The organism is Marinobacter adhaerens HP15 (assembly GCF_000166295.1).
Taxonomy (GTDB): domain Bacteria; phylum Pseudomonadota; class Gammaproteobacteria; order Pseudomonadales; family Oleiphilaceae; genus Marinobacter; species Marinobacter adhaerens.
This window is the reverse complement of record NC_017506.1, coordinates 645,967-664,972: the sequence shown is the minus strand read 5'-3', so window position 1 is coordinate 664,972 and position 19,006 is coordinate 645,967. Positions and strand designations below refer to the sequence as shown.

Sequence of the window (19,006 nt, the reverse complement as noted above, 5' to 3'; positions counted from 1 at the left end):
ACTCCCCCGCCAGGCCATTACTCTTTAGTGTTCCCCATGCCCGAATCGAGAGTCCGGTTGCAATGAGCGAAAGCGCAAAAACCCGCATTACCAGTGGTTCCAAATTCCGCAATGAGCATGGCTTCTCGGCCATCAAGGATGGCGTCAAGCGGTCATCGAAGCAGGAAGCCACAACAGCGGAAAAGCGAGAGCCGAAGCCTAAATGGCTCCGGGCACGCATGCCCGGGGGCGAGCGCTATGAGGCGGTGCGCAAGAACGTCAGTGAGCACCGATTGAGCACCGTTTGCCAGGAATCTCATTGCCCCAATATCGGTGAGTGCTGGACCGCCGGCACGGCCACCATCATGGTGATGGGGTCTGTGTGTACCCGGGCCTGCAAATTCTGCGCGGTGGACACCGGCAACCCGAAAGGCTGGCTCGATCATGAAGAGCCAGAGAACACGGCCAAGTCCGTAGAGCTGATGGGCCTTCGTTATATCGTGCTTACCTCGGTAGACCGTGACGACCTGGACGACGGCGGCGCTGCACACTATGCCGCTTGCGTCTCTGCCATCAAACAGCGCACGCCGGAAGTCGCCGTTGAGGCTCTGACGCCGGATTTTGATGCGGTGATGGCGGACGTTGAGAAGGTAGTGGATTCCGGGCTGGATGTCTTTGCCCAGAACGTGGAAACCGTCAAGCGGCTGACCAGTCGGGTTCGTGATCCGCGTGCCGGGTATGAAAAAACCCTCCGGGTCCTGGAGCACGCCAAGAAGCACCGTCCGGACGTGCTTACCAAGACCAGCCTGATGCTGGGGCTGGGCGAAACCGAAGAGGAAATCCTGGAAACCATGGACGATCTGCGCGCCATCGGTGTGGATATCCTGACTCTGGGCCAGTACCTGCGCCCTACTCCGAATCACCTGCCGGTAGAACGCTACGTCACCCCCGAAGAGTTCAACCGTTACCGGGAAATCGGCCTGGAGAAGGGTTTCATGGAAGTGCCATCCGGCCCCATGGTCCGCTCCAGCTACCGGGCTGACAAAGTCTTCGATAAAAACAATCTGGGTCTCGCCGTGCCCGAGGTTCCCCAAGCCTCCAATGCCATGCAGATTCCGGTGAAGGCCATCGACTGAGAACATACATGCTGACACTGCTGCGAAATGCCCGGCTGAAGTACAAATTCTGGTTGCTGAACATTGTCGTTTTTGCTGTTCTCTGCTTGCTCGTTCTCTATGCCATGAACACGATTGCCGGGCAGACCGGCCGGTCGTTCAACGAGGTCTTCGCTGATACGGCACCCGGATTCGCGCTGGTTGTGGCAATACTCATGGTGCTCGAGATGGCCGGGTCCCAGCTGCTGATCTCGTTTATCGAACGCCACGTGAATCGCCTGAAAAACACCATGGTCGACGTTCAGGCTTCGGGCAATCTTAGCCAGCGGGCGGTGGTGGATTCCACCGACGAAATCGGCGAGATGGCCAGCGCCTTCAACGCCATGCAGGACCGTACCGTGGGCGTGGTCCGTAGCATGAAGGAAGCCATCGAACGACTACACCGGGAAGTCGAGGAACTGACCGCGGCCGCCGAAGCCCGTCGGGATGACCTCGGTCGCCAACAACAGGGCGCCGACCGGTCCGCGGAAGTCATCGAAACCATGCTGCAGAGCTTCACCGGCATCGCCGAACAGGCCGGAATAGCCAAGACTCTCTCCCACGAGGCGAGCGATGCCGCTCGCGACGGCAGCACCCGTGTCGGACAGAGCGCCGACAGCATCCGCAAGCTTGCCGATGTGGTGCGCAATTCCGCCAGCAGCGTCGAAGCCCTGGCCGAAAACAGCCATGAAATCAGCCACGCCATCACCGAAATCCGGGGCATTGCCGAGCAGACCAATTTGCTGGCCCTGAACGCGGCCATCGAGGCGGCCAGAGCTGGCGAACAGGGCCGAGGGTTTGCCGTCGTGGCTGATGAAGTCCGTAAACTGGCCCAACGGGTCCAGGACTCCACCGATCAGATTCAGGGCACGATCGATCGGCTTCTAAGCGCCATCAACACCGCCGTAAATCAGATGACCGGAAGTTCTGAGGATGCCACCCGCTGCGTCGAGGAATCCGAGGAAGGCCGCCGAGCCCTGGAAGCCATCAACGAGGTGGTCAGCCGGATCGATCATACCAACCAGGAAATCGCCAACGTGTCGGCAGACCAGACCGCCGGCACCGACGATGTGCTGGCTAACGTTCAGGGCATTCGCGAGACCACCCAGAACATGGTGACCCAGCTTGCCGAGAGCGCGGATATGAGCCGCCGCCTGAAAAAGCTGATCGATTCCCTGGAAGAAGCTTCGTCAAAGGTCACGGTTAACTGAGGTTTATGGCACACTCTGCACTCGTTTGAACTGGCAGAGTAGTTGTTCATGAATCGTCTTCGCGCCCTGTATGACCGCCTGATTTTTCCGCATCCCGTTATTATCCTTGCGGGTTTTGGCCTCCTTCTAGCCATCGCCGCTATCAAATTCGGCGAATTCCGCCTGGATGCTTCCGCCGAATCGCTGGTACTGGAAAACGACCGTTCCCTCGAACAATACCGCCAGGTAAACCGTCGCTTTACCACCTCGGACGATTTCCTGATCGTCACCTATACCCCCGAAGGTGAACTGTTCTCCGAAGATGGGCTGGCCAGACTGGGCGCGTTGCGGGATGAACTGCAAGGCCTGGAATCCGTGGGCTCAACCAACAGCATCCTGAACGTACCCCTGCTCCACAGCCCGGATCTGACGCTGGATACCGTGGACAGCGAGATCAAGACCCTGGACGACCACGATGTAACGCCGGACACAGCCCGCCAGGCGCTTCTGAACAATCCGCTCTACCCCAACCTGCTGATCAGCGAAGACGGGCGAACCACTGCCATACAGGTCAACCTGCCCACGCCGGATCGCTATTTTGAGCTGCTGAGAAAGCGCAACGATCTGAGAGACAAGGCCGATGCCGGCAAAGCCTCCGAGGCCGAGTTGGCCGAACTGGAACAGGTAAAACAGGATTTCATCGACTTTACCGAAACCCTCGGGGTCGAGCGCGATGCCACCATCCGCACGGTTCGCTCCATTCTCGACACCTACCGCGACGGCGCAGACATCCACTTGGGTGGGGTGCCCATGATTGTGGCGGACATGATCCGCTTCATCGAGAACGACCTGTCTACCTTCGGGCTCGGCGTCCTTGCGTTTCTGCTGCTCACCCTGGCCATTATTTTTCGGCAGTGGCGCTGGGTTCTGGTGCCACTGTTGTGCTGCAGCTTCACCGTCTGGCTGATGGTCGGCTTTCTGGGCTGGGCCCAGTGGCCGGTGACGGTTATCTCCTCCAACTTCATTTCCCTGCTGCTGATCATGACTCTGTCGCTCACCATCCACCTGATCGTGCGCTACCGGGAATTCCAGCACGACGAGCCCGAAGCCAGCCCCAAAGACACCCTGCGCAACACCGTAATGGCGATGATCAAGCCCTGCTTCTACATGGCCATCACTACCATTGTCGCCTTCGGCTCGCTCACCTTCAGCGGCATTCGCCCGGTCATCGATTTCGGCTGGATGATGACCCTGGGCCTGACCGTGGCTTTTCTCATCACCTTTATTGTTTTCCCGGCCCTGCTCACCCTGTTGCCACCACCACTGGACAGCCGGGTTACCTCTGACAGGGTTCCCTTCACCGATGCCTTTGCGCGGTTCACGGAACACTTCGGCAAGACAGTGTTGGTCGGCTCCGGCCTGATTGCAGTGCTCTGCGTAGTCGGCCTGAACAAGCTGACGGTGGAAAACAGCTTTATCGACTATTTCAAATCGTCCACCGAAATCCATCAGGGCATGATCACCATCGACAACCGCCTGGGCGGTACCACGCCCCTGGACGTGGTTATCACCGACGATCCGCCACCGGAAGGCGCGAGCGGCGGCGACCCGTTTGCCAGTGACTGCGACCCGTTCGTGGAAGACTGCGGTGCCGGAGAGGAATACCGCGATACCTGGTACACCTACCAGAAAATGGAACAACTGGAGGCGGTTCACGACTACCTGGACGGACTACCGGAGACCGGCAAGGTGCTCTCGATCAATACCACGCTGGATATCCTCGCCCAAATCAACCAGGGCGAGCCTCTGGACGCCCTGGAACTGGCGTTTGTGCCCGCTGCCGTTCCCGACGACCTGCAGGATACCCTGCTGACGCCTTACATTTCCGAGGAGCACGACCAGGCCCGATTCAGCATCCGGATCCTGGAAACCATGCCGGAACTGCGTCGACAGGAGCTCTTGAACCGCATCCATGAACATCTGACAACGGAACTGGGGTACTCGAAAGATCAGGTACTCTTTGCCGGCATGACGGTGATGTACAACAACATGCTGCAAAGCCTGTTCGATTCCCAGATCAAAACCATCGGCGTAGTCTTCGCCGCCATCATGTTGATGTTCCTGATCCTGTTCCGCTCACTGAAACTGGCCCTGATCGGCATCGCCCCGAACCTCATCGCCGCCGGCTCCGTACTCGGCCTGATGGGCTGGCTGGGCATTCCCCTGGATATGATGACCATCACCGTGGCGGCCATCACCGTCGGCATCGCCGTGGACGACACCATCCACTACATCCACCGCTTCAAAACCGAGTTCCAGAAAGACGGCGACTATATCGCCACCATGCACCGCTGCCACCGAAGCATCGGCCAGGCCATGTTTTTCACCTCGCTGACCATCATCTCCGGGTTCTCGATACTGGTGCTGTCCAACTTCATCCCGACCATCTACTTCGGGTTGTTTACGGGGTTCGCCATGTTCATGGCTCTGGTGGGGGCGCTTACGCTGCTTCCTCGGCTCATTGTTCTCGTTAAGCCCTTTGGCTCGGGAGTGTAGGTTTGGGCTGGGCTCCTAGCCTTCTAGGTTTTGGGGTGGCTCGGTAGGTGTAGGCCTTTGCCAGAACCGCTCCGAGCACATCCATGTGCGCTTGACGTCGGCCATCCTTGGCCGCCGACATTCTGGCAAAGGCCTACACCTGCCAAGCATCAGAAATAGGAGTTATAGGAAGACACTCCGCGCCAAATCTTTCAGCCAACCTTATGATCAGTAAGCGATTACTAAACCGTCTGAAGAACAGGGGTGTGGAGCCCTCCCAAAAATGTCTGTGGCCAGGGATGGCCACGGCCAAGCGCACATGGACGTGCTCGTAGCGGTTTTTGGGAGGGCTCCACACCCCTGTTCCTCCCGCCAAACCAGCAGGCTAGGGGCACAAAAAAAGGGCCACACCAAAAGATGCGGCCCTTCTCCAACCCAGCTAAAGTGAAAGCAGGATCACTGCATGCCCTGGCCTTGTCCCTGCTGCATCTGTTGTTGCATCTGACGACGCTGCTGCATTTGCTGTTGCATCTGCTGCATGCGCTTATCCAACTCGTCGCGCTGCTCTTGGGTAAACACGCTGTCGACCTTCGCCTGCATCAGAGTGGACAGAGCCGCGATCTCGCCGGTCACATCACCCAGTTCTTTGGCCTGCTCGCGAATAGCGGCTTCATCAAAGTCTGATTTGATCTCACCTTGCATCTGCTGCTGCAGCGCACGGGCTTCCTGACGGAGTTCTCCGATTTCGCCCTGCATCTCGTCGATGATGGCACGGATTTCAGTTTGCTGATCTTCGGTCAGCCCCACCATCTGTGCCAGTTGATCTACCTGATCCGGCTGGCCACCGGATTGCTGGGCCATGGCCGGGACCGACAGGCTGAGGGCTACCAGGGCAGTACCAAACAGTTTTACGAGCTTCATAAATGTCTCCGTTAACAGGGTGGCCACAATCTGAATACCACCGACATACATTGGTTTCATCGTTCAGGGACTACACCCTAAAACATACGGATACTGTTTTTCACCCCGATCAGCCCTCTTTTTGTACATACTTCTCAGTATCCCGCGCCAAAAGCCGCCACACACGCGGATTCAAACAAATGTGAAAGTTTGGTCATTCCCCTTCATAATGGCGCCGTTTAACCACATCCGGAGCAGACAAGATGGCCATTAACTGGTTTCCAGGGCATATGCACAAGGCCCGCAAGGAGATCAAAAAAGTCATGCCGCAGATGGATCTCATCATCGAAGTGGTTGACGCGCGTATTCCTTTCAGTAGCGAAAACCCGCTCGTGCCGGCCCTTCGTGGTGATACGCCACTGATCAAGGTATTGAACAAGCGCGACCTGGCGGATCCAGAAATTACCGAGCAGTGGTTAGCCTGGATCGAGAAAGAACGAGGGGTTCGCGCCATCACGCTTACCCATAACCAGCGCAATGAAGCACTGTCCATCCTGAAGCTGGCGGAAGAGATGACGCCCGGTCACGATCGCCAGAAGAGCGCATTGCGAGTGATGATCCTGGGCATTCCGAACGTCGGCAAGTCCACCCTGATCAACACACTGGCGGGACGACCTGCGGCCAAAACCGGGAACGAACCGGCAGTAACCAGGGCCCAGCAAGCTATCAAGCTGCCCAACAATATTCTGCTCTACGACACCCCCGGCTTTCTCTGGCCTAAGCTGTCCCCCGAAGCCTGCGGTTACCGTCTGGCGGTTACCGGGGCGATTCGAAGCGCGGTTCTGGACTTTGAGGATGTGGCCATGTTCGAGGCCGAGTACCTGCTGGAAGCCTACCCGGACTTGGTCAGGACCCGCTACGGCTTCGCGGAACTACCGAAAGATGCCCTGGCGCTGATGGACGGCATTGCCGAGAAGCGAAGATTCTTTGGCCGCGGTGGCATCCCGGATCTGCACAAGGTGTCGGAGGTGTTGCTCAACGAATTCCGGGCCGGAACTCTGGGACGCATCTCGCTGGAAACCCCTGAGATGGTCGAGCGCGAAGCCCGGGAAGCCGAGGCAGCCGCGGCTGAGAAGGCCGCTCGCGAGGAGGCCAGCGGATCAAAGAAGGGGGCCAGAAAGGGTCGAAGCGGCAAGCGCTAAACACTCTATGGCGCCATATCCGGCCTTCTCCCCTTACCAAGGTCAAATATCGTATCCGGGCCAAAGCGCCTAGACTGTCAAATAACGTTATTGATCGCAGGATCGGCCATTTCGGCCGGTCGGTAAGGAGGAACTTATGAGACGCGTCGTCGTCACCGGCATGGGCATTGTGTCCTGCCTCGGAAACTCACTGGACGAGGTCACCCAGAGCCTGAAGAATGGAAAATCAGGCATCCGCTTCAACGAAACCTATAAGGAAATGGGCTTCCGGAGCCAGATTGCAGGCTCGGTGGATGTGGACACATCCGTTATCGACCGCAAAATCCGCCGGTTCATGGGCCCATCCGCCATGTACAGTTTTCTGTCCATGGAGCAGGCCATTGCCCAGGCGGGGCTGACAGAAGACCTGATCTCCAACGACCGCACCGGCCTGATTGCCGGCTCCGGAGGCGCATCCTGCTCAAGCCAGGTAGAAGCCACCGACATCATGCGCGAGAAAGGCGTGAAGCGCATCGGGCCCTATATGGTCCCCCGCATCATGACCAGCACAGTGTCTGCCTGCCTGGCCACCGCCTACAAGATCCGTGGCGTGAACTACTCCATGTCTTCGGCCTGTGCCACCAGCGCCCACTGCATCGGCCACGCCATGGAGCAGATCCAGGCTGGCAAGCAGGACATCGTGTTCGCCGGCGGCGGTGAGGAAGAGGACTGGAGCCTGACCATGATGTTCGATGCCATGGGAGCGCTGTCCACCAAATACAACGACGCCCCTGAAACGGCTTCCCGCCCCTTCGATGCCGGCCGTGACGGTTTCGTGATTGCCGGCGGTGGCGGCATGATGGTGCTGGAAGAACTGGAACACGCGAAGAAACGCGGCGCCAACATCATTGCCGAGCTGACCGGCTACGGCGCCACCTCGGACGGCTATGACATGGTCGCGCCTTCCGGCGAAGGTGCCCAGCGCTGTATGAAGCAGGCGATGGCTACCATCCGGGGCAAGATTGACTACATCAATGCCCACGGCACCAGCACCCCGGTTGGCGACGTTGCCGAGATGGGCGCGGTGCGGGCCACCTTCGGTTCCGACATCCCGGCCATTTCCTCAACCAAATCACTCTCTGGTCATTCGCTCGGCGCTGCCGGTGTTCAGGAGGCCATCTACTCGCTGCTGATGCTGCAGAACGGGTTCATTGCCGGCACCAAGAACCTGAACAATCCGGACGAGAAAATCAGCGATATTCCTATTGTAGGCCCTGAAGGTCGGGAAGCCTCGCTGAACACCGTGATGTCCAACAGTTTCGGATTCGGCGGAACCAACGCGTCCCTGGTATTCGAGAAGCTCTGAAACCGCGATGCATAAGGGCCTGCGGGCCCTTATTTTTTAAAAATATATTCTAAGATCATCCAGCTTGATTATTGGCAAAGACGGCCATCCGTATTAAGGTACATAGTTGACATGGATCAAATCGGACGGATTATCACGTATGGCTCAAGCAATTCCGTTTCGTCAGGCATCTCCCCTCAAGGCGTCCTGCCACCAGTGCAGTCTGAGCAACCTGTGCCTGCCCCTGGCAATTGAAGAGAATGACCTCGACCGGCTGGAAGACATTGTCCAGCAGGGGCGGATCTTCAACCGTGGTGAACACATCTTCGACCAGAGCACGCCCTACCGCTCCTGTTTTGCGGTAAAAAGCGGCTCCATAAAGACGTCGATCATTACCGAGAATGGCGAGGAACAGGTGACCGGCTTTTTCATGCCCGGGGAGCTAGTGGGCCTGGACAGCATTGGCAGTGAACACTATGCGTGCACCGCCAAGGCTCTGGAACGGACCAGCGTGTGTGAGTTCCCGATGGAGAAACTGGAGGAGCTGACCGGCAAACTGCCCGAGTTGCAGCACCACATGTATCACCTGATGAGCCAGGAGATCCAGAACAGCCATCAACTGGCCATGCTGCTAAGCAAGAACACCGCTGAAGAGCGCATTGCTGCACTGCTCTTGTCGCTGTCCAGCCGATTCCAGCGCCGCCGTATGTCGCCGACCAACTTCAGTCTGCCCATGGCACGGAACGACATCGCAAACTTCCTGGGCCTCGCCGTTGAAACGGTAAGCCGGGTATTCACGCGCTTTCAGAATCAGGGCATCATCAAGGCCCGGGGCCGGGAAGTCGAACTTCTGGATATCGAAGCCCTGCAAATGGTCAGCCGGGAATTCTCCCGCCAGTGCAATAACTGAGAAACTGCGTTTTGCCCGCCGTTGCCACTAGCCGGCGGGCTCACTCTCCACTTCCCTGCCGTTATTCTTTTTCAGCATCGTCAGCTCATCCACCAGGCCGGAGCGCCAGGGCATCTGCTTGATGCCGAAGGTATTGCGGATCTTGGTGCAGATCAGCGTGGTATTGACCGGCTCAAGATGGCCCCACTCGGGCACCTCGTCCACCACCCGGATCCCTTCGGGAATGCCGGGCAGCCCGGCAATCGCCAGGCCCAGCTCGTAAAGATTGATTTCCTCAGCACCGGCGTACTGATAGGTGCCCCAGACCTCGGCCCCGCAATCAAGTTGCAGAACCACAGCCTCGATTACCCGGGCCAGATCACGGACCGATACGGGTTGCCCCCGGCATCGTCCGGGTAGTGACAGTATTTCACCGGCAGCCGTACTGGCCTGCACCTTCCGGATGAACCGTGCCAGGCTCCAGCCGGTCCGCAGGATAATATGCCGAGGCAACAGGGTCCGCAGGGCCTGCTCGCACTCCCATTGCCAGTTACCCAGCTCATTCACCGGCTGCCCCGGATTGGAAGTGATGTACCCGCTTTGCTTCCGGCCATCGAACACGTAGCAGGAGGACAGCTGGAGCAGTGCCATACCACGATCACGTGCAAACTCGGCCATGGCCACCGGTAGCGAGAATGCCGCCATATGGACGCCCTCAGGATCATTCTCGGCGACCTCCGGATCGGCCATCCAGAGTGCATTTACGATCAGGTCGGTATCTTCGGGAATCCAGTTCTCCAGTGCATCAAGATCGGCGTTGGAGGGATCGCTGACAAGCAAAGGGCTGACGTGCAGGTGCGTTGCCCGCAAGCGCTCCAGCAAAACCTTCCCCAAAGGGCCGTAATCGTGAACAACAAGTACATGCACGAGGATTCAATGCCTCCCGATATCACCGATGTGACGTTATTTCGGAACCGGTCTGGCCAATGGCTTCTGGATTCCGGCGCCTACACTGATGCAGTCTGAATTTAATGCTTTGCTATTTCTTTCAAGAGCATACAACAACAGGAACTGTCATGCTGAAACAACAGAGCCACATTGTGGCGCCGATCCCTGATGAGTTGCGAACCCGGGCCCTGTATACCGTCGGCGAACTGCGCGAACGCGGCAAGGCCGACAAGGAAGCCATCGACAAACTCTTCAACCTGATTGTGGACATGACCGAAGAAGGTCTGGACTTCTTTTTCCTGGAGCCGCTTCGCCGCCTGCATGCCGGCAGCATGATGATGGGCATGGCCAAAATGGGCATCAGCAGCATGCTTAAAGGCAGCAAGATGGTCGTGCACAAGGTGCTCAAAAAGCTGGACGGCCGCAGCCTCGCTGCCATTCTCGACTTTATCGAGGAAATCATTCACGAACCGGAACCGGGCTGAAAAAGCGCGCCACAACGCTACCGGTATTGCCGCGGTACCCGCCCGGTGATGCCGGTCATCAACTCGTAGGAGATGGTGCCGGCACAGGCGGCTACCTCATCGACCCCCACGGTGCGACCCCAGAGTTCAACGCTGTCACCCTCCTTCGCATCGGGTGCATTGGTGAGGTCCACCGCCAGCATGTCCATGGATACCCGGCCAATCAGTCTGATCCGCTGGCCGTTGATCGCCGCAGGCGTATTGGTGCCGGCATGCCGGGGGTAGCCATCACCGTAACCGATCGCGACCATGCCCATCCGGGTGTCCCGATCGGCAACCCAGCTGGCCCCATAGCCAACAGACTCGCCCGCCGGCACCATCCGGGTGCTGATCAACGGCGCCTCAAGCGACATAACCGGCTCGAGGCCAAGCTCGGGACCGGTCGTGCCCACCATTGGTGAGCCGCCATACAACATGATTCCGGGGCGGCTCCAGTCAAACATCGGCTGGCCCGGTCGAAAATGGGCGGCCGAATTGGCAACGCTCTTCATTAAATCCGGGAACGAAGACGTGGCCTTTTCGAACACCGCAGTCTGCTGCGCCGTCATTGCGCTGTCGGGATCGTCGGCGCACGCAAAATGCGTGACGAACCCCAGGAGTTCTGTATCAGCGCTCATGGCCTGTAACCGGCTCATCACCCCGGCCAGTTCGTCCGGATGAAAGCCGAGACGATTCATACCGCTGTTCACTTTCAGCCAGAAAGCGGGCCATGTATCCAGACGCTCCAGCCACGCCAGTTGCTGGAAACTGTGGAAAACCGGCTCAAAGCCACTCCGGGCGCATTCATCGATATCCGCTTCAGCGTGGACACCCTGCAGCAGAACGACCGACTGTATCAGACCTGTTTCCCGAATGGCACGCGCCTCTTCCAGGCAAGCCACTGCGTATTTCGGCGCCAGGCTATCCAGCGCCGAAGCCACCGGCCCGATGCCGTGTCCATAGCCATCGGCTTTCACCACGGCCATCACCCTGGCCCCGCCTGCCCGCCGCTGGGCGGTCTGGAAGTTCCGGCGCAAGGCGTCCAGATCGATCCTGGCAATCGTACTGCGGGGCATCAATACTCCCCGCCGTAGTCGCTGTAATCGCCGTGGGCCAGATCTTCGAATTTCGTGTACTTGCCGATAAACGCAAGCCGTATAGTGCCGATGGGGCCATTCCGCTGCTTACCAATAATGATCTCGGCAATGCCCTTGTCCGGGGTGTCCTCGTTGTAGACTTCATCCCGGTACACAAACATGATGACGTCGGCGTCCTGCTCGATGGCGCCGGATTCCCGCAAATCCGAGTTCACCGGGCGCTTGTTCGGCCGCTGCTCAAGACTCCGGTTAAGCTGGGACAGGGCCACCACCGGGCAACTCAACTCTTTGGCGATACCCTTCAGTGACCGGGAAATTTCCGAGATCTCAGCGGTCCGACCCTCGGTGTTGCCGGGCACCCGCATAAGCTGCAGGTAGTCGACCATGATCAGGCCAATCTTGCCGTCGTTTTCCCGGGCAATACGGCGCGCCCGGGAACGCATCTCGGTGGGGCTCAGGCCCGGCGTATCGTCGATATAAAGCGGCTTGTCTTTCAGAAGGCTCACAGCCGACGTCAGCCGGGGCCAGTCGTCTTCTTCCAGCTTGCCGCCGCGAACCTTGGTCTGGTCAATGCGCCCGAGCGACGAGAGCATACGCATGGCAAGGGCATCCGCCGGCATCTCCATACTGAACACCAGAACCGGCGTGCCGGTGCTGATCAGGGCGTTCTCGACAATATTCATCGCAAAGGTCGTCTTACCCATGGAGGGGCGACCCGCCACGATGATCAGGTCCGAGGGCTGCATGCCCGAGGTCTGCTCATCCAGATCCTTGAAGCCGGTGGTCAGGCCGGTGGTCTGCTCACCCGACTCAAAAAGTTCCTCAATCCGGCTCAGGGTCTTGGCCAGAATGGGGTTGATGGCCTGCGGCCCGGAACCCTCCTTGACCCGCGCTTCGGCAATCTGGAAAACGCTGCGCTCAGCCTCATCCAGAATCTCATTGCTGTTTCGCCCGAGTGGATTAAAGGCCGAATCGGAAATCTTGCCGGACACCTCCACCAGCTGGCGCAGAATGGAGCGTTCCCGGACGATATCGGCGTAGGCACGGATGTTTGCGGCGCCCGGGGTTTTCTCGGCCAGCTCGGCCAGATAGGACAAACCACCGGCATCTTCGATATCACCGGCCCGCTCGAGGAATTCGGCAAGGGTTACCACATCCAGCGGCTCACTCTCACTGGCAAGGCGCTCCACGGCGCCAAAGATCAGCCGGTGGTCCTGTCGGTAAAAATCGGCGGCCGAAATCACCTCGGAGATCTCGTCAAACCGGCGATTGTCCAGCATCAGGCCACCCAGGACTGCCTGCTCTGCTTCGACAGAATGAGGGGGAACCTTGATCCGGCTGGTTTCGAGATCGGTACTCGCGGGCTTCAGATTGGGCTTGGCCATGAACACATCTTCAGTTGCACATCATAACCACGACAGTTTAAGCGACCTGCCGAAGCAATGGGAGGGGGTTACAGGGACTTAACAGCATACCAGAAAGCAACAGGCCCGAAAGCCGCAAGATGCGGTTCGGGCCTGTCAGGTTGGCCGGCACCAGCCTCCAAAGAGGCAGTGGGGCCACCAGCGTATTACCAGAGCCGGGTCAACCCCAGCACCGTTTCCAGAGAAAACGGCTTACTCGGCAACAACCGCCAGCTTGACGCTTACTTCAACGTCGGAGTGCAGCTGAAGCTCGATCTCGTACTCGCCAGTCACCCGGATCGGGCCTTCCGGCAGACGAACTTCGCTCTTCTCTACTTCGGTACCACCGGCAGTGATCGCGTCAGCGATGTCGCGCACACCGATAGAACCGAACAGCTTGCCTTCTTCACCGGCCTTGGAGCTGATGGTGAAAGCGGCACCCTCGAGGGCCTCGGCGCGAGCCTGGGCAGCAGACAGCTTCTCAGCAGCTGCTTTCTCAAGCTCGGCACGACGCTCTTCGAACGCCTTCAGGTTTGCTTCAGTGGCAGGTACAGCCTTGCCATAAGGAAGCAGGAAATTACGACCGTAACCGGCCTTAACCTTTACCTTGTCACCCAGGGAGCCAAGGTTTGCAACTTTCTCGAGCAGAATAACTTCCATCTCGTTAACCTCTTCGTGCTTTATTCAGCCGGCCCGGCAGGGCTTATACGCCTCCGGATATCCAGCCAGCTATCCACAAAAGCCAGAACCACTAACAGAATCATCAGGCTTGGGCCCAAAAGGATCAGCGCTACATAAAACATCGCCAACCAGTTCCCACTGAGCTTTTTCAAACCAACAACGCCGTGCACCAGTGCCAGGCTGGCCAGGAACAGCGGTGTTCCCGCAGCCCAGGCAAGCAACATGGAATTCAGCCCGAGGATCGGACCAACCACCATGGTCACTGCACACAACACCGCAATCGGCGCCGACAGCCGCAGGCTATGGAATTCCTTGCGGAACCCGCCGGGGTTATAAAGCCCCGCCTGCCAGGAGCGCGCCAGCATGGTCATGCCCACACCCGTTGCCAGGTAGGTGCCGGCCATACTCGCGTTCATCGTGTCGCGGATAACCCTGTCGAGGTCATCGCCGAGACTCTGCGCGATTTCGGCATTGTACTGTTGGTAAAAGCTTACCCCGGCCTGGACCAGATCATCCAGCAAGCCCGGGTAGACCACAGGCAACATCAGGCCTGTGACGATTGCGAGAAAGCTTCCCGCAAGCAGGGCTTTTTCCCAGGACTGCGTAGTTCTGATCAGCGACGCCATGAGCATCACCTGGAGCAATACAGCCAGAGCGGTCGGGTCCTGCCCGAAAATGCTCCAGCCAAGCGCCGGAAGTAATGCCCAGAGCCCGATATTGAGCCCCTGACTGATGCCAAGCCTGAGAATAACCAGGCCGACAACGGCTGCGCCAATCCAGAACAACAAGGGCACTGCAGTCGTGACTGCTGCTACCCCGCCGGCCTGGAAGGGACCGCGCATTACATACTGTGCAAGTGCACGCATGGTCCCAAGTCCTGTGTTTCTGTTACTTAGTTATCGTGGCTGTCCGAGTACGGCAGCAGTGCCAGGTAGCGGGCACGCTTGATAGCGGTAGCCAGCTGACGCTGATAACGTGCTTTGGTGCCGGTGATGCGGCTGGGCACGATTTTGCCGGTTTCAGTGATGTAGCCTTTCAGGGTGTCCAGATCTTTGTAATCGATCTCCTTAACACCCTCTGCCGTGAAGCGGCAGAACTTACGACGTCTGAAAAAACGAGCCATAACTTAACTCCTCAACTCCGGTTAATTACTCTTCTTCGTCCTGGGTTTCAGCACGCTGACGTGGCTCGTCAGATTCGGCTGAACGACGCGGGCGATCATCGCCGCCACGACGGTCTTCACGGGACTCGGAAGCTTTCATCGGGGACAGGTCTGTATCCGCACCATCACGGCGCAGGATCATGTCGCGGATGATTGCATCGTTGAAACGGAAGTTGTGAGTCAGCTCGTCCATCGCGGCCTGTGAACATTCAACGTTCATCAGTACGTAGTGAGCCTTGTGAATCTTGTTGATCGGGTATGCCAGGTGACGACGGCCCCAATCTTCCAGGCGATGTACCTTGCCGCCATCTTCAGTGATGACGCCGGTATAACGCTCGATCATCGCGGGCACCTGCTCGCTCTGATCCGGATGTACCATAAAAACGATTTCGTAGTGACGCATGAGTTCTCCCTACGGTTTAAACAGCTTCCTTTTTACCGGTACGGCGTTGAACCCGCGACCGACAAACATGAAAGCAAGGAGTTGACAGCTGCTGCTGCCGGTTTCTTTTTGCTTTATCAATAAGGCTTTACAAGAAAGGCTTGATCAAAAGCTTGGCCCGGTATTGCCTGCAATCAGGCAATACAAAACCACCCCTTAAAAAAGGGGTCACGTATTCTAGGCGGGGAAGGCCCTGTGTGCAAGGGTTAACCAAGCCGCTGGCGCAGTGCTTCGTATAGGCAAACACCCGTAGCCACAGAGACGTTGAGGCTGTCTACGTGGCCGAGCATGGGGATATTGATCAGCTGATCGCAGTGCTCGCGGGTGAGCCGGCGCATACCCTTGCCTTCGGCGCCCATCACTAGCGCTACCGGCCCTTTGAAATCGGCTTGGTAAAGGGTGGCGTCCGCCTCACCGGCGGTGCCAATCAGCCAGACACCCTGATCCTGCAAACTGCGCAGAAAGCGGGCAAGGTTGGTGACTCGCACAAAGGGCACCGTTTCGGCAGCCCCACAGGCGACCTTTCGGGCAACCGGCGTCAGTGACGCAGACTTGTCCTTGGGCACGATAACCGCCTGAACACCAGCCGCATCTGCGGTGCGCATGCAGGCACCAAGATTGTGAGGATCGGTTACGCCATCAAGTACTAGGAGGAACGGCGGTTTGTCACTGGCGGCCAACTGGGCCAGCAGATCATCTTCGGTCCATTCCCGGCTTTCACTGACAGCCGCCACAACACCCTGATGGACACCGGACACCCGCTCATCAAGCTCCTTCCGGTGCACGACCTTCCATTTCACCCCAAGGCCGTCCAGGGTATCGGTAATGCTCTTGACCCGCTTATCCTGCCGGCCGGTCTGAATCCAGACCTGCTGAAAACGCTCAGGCTCGCGCTTGAGGACAGCCTCAACCGCGTGCCAGCCAAACACAAACTCTCCGGACACTGGTTCTGATTCCTGTTACTTGCCTGATTTTCGCGGCTTGGCTTTCTTGTCGTCTTTGCCAGCGCCACTGCCCTTCTTGCCTTTTTTCAGGGCAAGTTTCGCAGCCTTTGCAACCAGCTCATCTCTGGCAGATGGCGTTTCATTATCATCGAAGGCCTCAGGCCCCTTTTTCTTCGATGACGCCGACGCCGGGCGTTTCCTCGGGCGCTTCAGGCCAGGCTCGCCGGGTGACGCACTCTTCTGGCCAGGCTTGGTTCTGCCGGGCGGCTTGCCACCTTTGCCGGGGCCGCGCTTGCCCTTTCCTCGCTCGCCTTTATCTGGAACCTTGAGCGCGTCACGATCTGCCTGTCGATGCACGGGCTCACTGATCAGCTCCAGGTCGATCTTGCGATCTTCCATCCCAACCCGAACGACCTTCACACGAACCTCATCACCAAGCCGGAAGCTCATTGCCGTGCGCTCACCGATGAGGCGATGCTTGGCTGAATCGTGATGGAAGAAGTCACCGCTGAGCGTCGACACGTGCACCAGCCCCTCTATGTAGACGCCAGAAAGCTCCACAAAGAAACCGAAGGGCACAACGGACGCAATGACACCGTCGTACTCCTCACCGACATGATCACTGAGGTACTCACACTTCAGCCAGGCCATGACGTCACGGGTGGCATCATCGGCACGGCGCTCTGCCATCGAGGTATGCTCACCCAGCTGCTCCATCCGGGCCATATCGTAAGGATATTCGGCAAGCTCGGGATCCGGCTTCGGTGGCGGAACTACATCCTTGGAAGGCTGCCCGCCGTGAATAACCGACTTGATGGCCCGGTGATTAATGAGGTCCGGATAACGCCGGATCGGCGACGTAAAGTGGGCATAGCCTGCATAGCCAAGGCCAAAATGGCCACCCTCTTCCGGACTGTAGACGGCCTGGCTGAGCGAACGCAGCATTACCGTTTGGATCACATTGGCATCCGAGCGATCCTTGATACTGTTCAGCAGCTCCTGATAGTCCGCAGACGTGGGGCTATCGCCACCCCCCAATTGCAGACCCAGCTCACCCAGGAACAGCCGCACTGCATTAAGTCGCTCTTCTGACGGGCCATCATGGACCCGGTAGAGTGCCGGCAGTTTGTGTTTTTTCAGGAATCGCGCTGTGGCAACGTTCGCACACAGCATGCACTCCTCGATGATCTTGTGGGCGTCGTTGCGCTGCACCGGAACGATCTCTTCTATCTTCCGGTCGGCGTCAAACACAATCTTGGTTTCGGTGGTTTCGAAGTCAATTGCACCACGCTCGGTACGGGCCTTGCGCAACAACTGGTAGAGGCCATAAAGATTGTGCAACTGCGGGAGCACGTTGGCGTATTGCTCACACAGCTTGTAGCCCTGTTCGGTGTCCGGGTGCTCCAGCATGGTGCTTACCTTGTTATAGGTAAGCCGAGCATGACTGAACATGACCGCTTGATAAAAACTGTAGCTGCTGATATTGCCAGCGGCGCTGATGGTCATATCGGCCACCATGCAGAGGCGGTCGACCCCCGGGTTCAGCGAACACAGGCCGTTGGACAGCTTTTCCGGCAGCATTGGCACAACGTGATCCGGGAAATAAACCGACGTACTGCGGTTTACCGCCTCTTCGTCCAATGGTGTACCTGGACGGACGTAGTGGGAAACATCGGCAATCGCGACCAGCAGACGATAGCCACCACGGGCCCTTGGCTCGCAATACACGGCATCATCAAAATCCCGTGCCGTCTCGTCGTCGATCGTTACCAGCCTGAGATTGCGGATATCCTTCCGGTTGACCTTGTCTTTTTCAGTGACTTCTTCCGGAATTGCGGCTGTTTGCTCACCCACGGCGGGTGGCCAGCTATGGGGAATGTCGTAGGAACGAATGGCAACGTCAATCTCCATTCCCGGCGCCATATGCTCTCCCAGCACCTCAACAACCTTGCCCAATGGCTGGGTGCGTACGGTAGGCTGACGAACAATATCCACCACCACGTACTGGCCATGACGGGCGTTGCCGCAATTTTCCTGGGGAATGAGCACCTCATGGTTGATCCGCGCATTTTCCGGAACCACGAAGCTGATACCGCTCTCCTGGAAAAAACGCCCTACTGTCTGGCTGGTCCGGTATTCAAGAACCTCGACAATCACACCCTCACGTCGACCGCGGTCATCCACCCGATCTACCCGGGCAGCCACCCGGTCACCGTGAAACACCTGTCGCATCTGGCGGGCTGTAAGAAACAGGTCGGAGCCGCCATCGTCCGGCACCAGAAACCCGAAGCCATCCTTGTGTCCGATCACGCGACCGGTAACCAGATCCGCTTCTTCAATGGGCAGGTAGGCGCCACGGCGATTGCAGATCAGTTGTCCATCCCGGCACATGGCGATCAAACGCCGCCGAAGGGCTTCAATACCCTCCTCCGAAGACTGACCAAGCTCGGAACACAATGTTTCATGTGTTGCGGGAGCCCCGCGATCCTTGAGATGCGAGAGGATAAATTCCCGGCTTTGAATAGGATTATCGTATTTTTGGGCCTCACGGCTGGCGTGAGGATCCCGGTCGTTTTTCTTCCTGGAAACCATTCGGATCCTTGTCCTGAGGCTGCACCAACGCGGCACAGTATAGATTCGTTTGCAACGAGTA

17 protein-coding genes are annotated in these 19,006 nt (G+C 58.1%); 7 read left to right on the top strand and 10 right to left on the bottom strand.

Going from position 1 to position 19,006, the window contains the following annotated elements:
• Window positions 1–62: 62 nt before the first annotated feature.
• From lipA to HP15_RS03180, 3 genes are read left to right on the top strand one after another with little or no spacing between them, the layout of a single operon-like run.
• Window positions 63–1,115 (top strand): lipoyl synthase, encoded by a 1,053-nt coding sequence (gene lipA, locus HP15_RS03190; protein WP_014576159.1) that lies wholly within the window; start codon window positions 63–65, stop codon window positions 1,113–1,115.
• 8 nt (window positions 1,116–1,123) lie between these two features.
• On the top strand, window positions 1,124–2,344 hold the full coding sequence (locus HP15_RS22980; RefSeq protein WP_014576158.1) for a methyl-accepting chemotaxis protein: 1,221 nt from the start codon (window positions 1,124–1,126) through the stop codon (window positions 2,342–2,344).
• 48 nt (window positions 2,345–2,392) lie between these two features.
• Window positions 2,393–4,879 carry an efflux RND transporter permease subunit gene (locus HP15_RS03180; protein WP_014576157.1) on the top strand — a complete coding sequence of 829 codons (2,487 nt, stop codon included), beginning with the start codon at window positions 2,393–2,395 and terminating at the stop codon, window positions 4,877–4,879.
• 435 nt (window positions 4,880–5,314) lie between these two features.
• Here the strand turns inward: HP15_RS03180 and HP15_RS03175 are convergent, their stop codons facing one another.
• Window positions 5,315–5,779: a Spy/CpxP family protein refolding chaperone gene (locus tag HP15_RS03175; RefSeq protein ID WP_227499692.1), complete on the bottom strand. Its 465-nt coding sequence runs from the start codon at window positions 5,777–5,779 to the stop codon at window positions 5,315–5,317.
• Between the two features lie 242 nt (window positions 5,780–6,021).
• Between HP15_RS03175 and ylqF the strand changes: the two genes are divergently transcribed.
• The 3 genes from ylqF (at window position 6,022) to fnr (ending at window position 9,194) form a co-directional block, all read left to right on the top strand.
• Complete coding sequence (ylqF, locus tag HP15_RS03170) at window positions 6,022–6,960, top strand: ribosome biogenesis GTPase YlqF (protein ID WP_014576155.1); 939 nt, start codon at window positions 6,022–6,024, stop codon at window positions 6,958–6,960.
• A gap of 136 nt (window positions 6,961–7,096) precedes the next feature.
• Window positions 7,097–8,305, top strand: coding sequence for a beta-ketoacyl-ACP synthase I (gene fabB, locus HP15_RS03165; RefSeq protein WP_041644978.1), 1,209 nt, complete (start codon window positions 7,097–7,099; stop codon window positions 8,303–8,305).
• A 139-nt stretch (window positions 8,306–8,444) separates the two neighbouring features.
• A complete protein-coding gene (gene fnr, locus HP15_RS03160) occupies window positions 8,445–9,194 on the top strand; it encodes a fumarate/nitrate reduction transcriptional regulator Fnr (RefSeq protein WP_014576153.1) in 750 nt (249 codons plus the stop codon).
• Window positions 9,195–9,221: 27 nt separating this feature from the next.
• Here fnr and HP15_RS03155 read toward each other — a convergent pair whose 3' ends face one another.
• The gene (locus tag HP15_RS03155; RefSeq protein WP_008176370.1) at window positions 9,222–10,100 is read right to left on the bottom strand and encodes an SDR family oxidoreductase; all 879 of its coding nucleotides are present in this window, start codon (window positions 10,098–10,100) and stop codon (window positions 9,222–9,224) included.
• A gap of 149 nt (window positions 10,101–10,249) precedes the next feature.
• Here HP15_RS03155 and HP15_RS03150 point away from each other — a divergent pair, with 149 nt between their 5' ends.
• Window positions 10,250–10,606 (top strand): hypothetical protein, encoded by a 357-nt coding sequence (locus tag HP15_RS03150; protein ID WP_014576150.1) that lies wholly within the window; start codon window positions 10,250–10,252, stop codon window positions 10,604–10,606.
• A 17-nt stretch (window positions 10,607–10,623) separates the two neighbouring features.
• Here the strand turns inward: HP15_RS03150 and alr are convergent, their stop codons facing one another.
• The 8 genes from alr to rnr form a co-directional block, all read right to left on the bottom strand.
• Entirely contained in the window at window positions 10,624–11,700 is a 1,077-nt protein-coding gene (gene alr / locus HP15_RS03145; RefSeq protein ID WP_014576149.1) for an alanine racemase, read from the bottom strand.
• Window positions 11,700–13,106 (bottom strand): replicative DNA helicase, encoded by a 1,407-nt coding sequence (gene dnaB, locus HP15_RS03140; protein ID WP_041644976.1) that lies wholly within the window; start codon window positions 13,104–13,106, stop codon window positions 11,700–11,702. The genes alr and dnaB overlap by 1 nt, the downstream gene beginning before the upstream one ends.
• 231 nt (window positions 13,107–13,337) lie before the next feature.
• Window positions 13,338–13,784, bottom strand: a complete 447-nt coding sequence (gene rplI / locus HP15_RS03135; protein WP_008176379.1) for a 50S ribosomal protein L9 — start codon at window positions 13,782–13,784, stop codon at window positions 13,338–13,340.
• 20 nt (window positions 13,785–13,804) lie between these two features.
• Window positions 13,805–14,671, bottom strand: coding sequence for a hypothetical protein (locus tag HP15_RS03130; protein ID WP_008176381.1), 867 nt, complete (start codon window positions 14,669–14,671; stop codon window positions 13,805–13,807).
• Window positions 14,672–14,697: 26 nt separating this feature from the next.
• Window positions 14,698–14,928 (bottom strand): 30S ribosomal protein S18, encoded by a 231-nt coding sequence (gene rpsR, locus HP15_RS03125; RefSeq protein ID WP_007154918.1) that lies wholly within the window; start codon window positions 14,926–14,928, stop codon window positions 14,698–14,700.
• A gap of 25 nt (window positions 14,929–14,953) precedes the next feature.
• On the bottom strand, window positions 14,954–15,370 hold the full coding sequence (rpsF, locus tag HP15_RS03120) for a 30S ribosomal protein S6 (RefSeq protein WP_008176389.1): 417 nt from the start codon (window positions 15,368–15,370) through the stop codon (window positions 14,954–14,956).
• A 245-nt stretch (window positions 15,371–15,615) separates the two neighbouring features.
• Entirely contained in the window at window positions 15,616–16,353 is a 738-nt protein-coding gene (gene rlmB, locus HP15_RS03115) for a 23S rRNA (guanosine(2251)-2'-O)-methyltransferase RlmB (protein WP_014576144.1), read from the bottom strand.
• 15 nt (window positions 16,354–16,368) lie between these two features.
• The gene (gene rnr / locus HP15_RS03110) at window positions 16,369–18,945 is read right to left on the bottom strand and encodes a ribonuclease R (protein WP_041644974.1); all 2,577 of its coding nucleotides are present in this window, start codon (window positions 18,943–18,945) and stop codon (window positions 16,369–16,371) included.
• Between the last annotated feature and the right edge of the window lie 61 nt (window positions 18,946–19,006).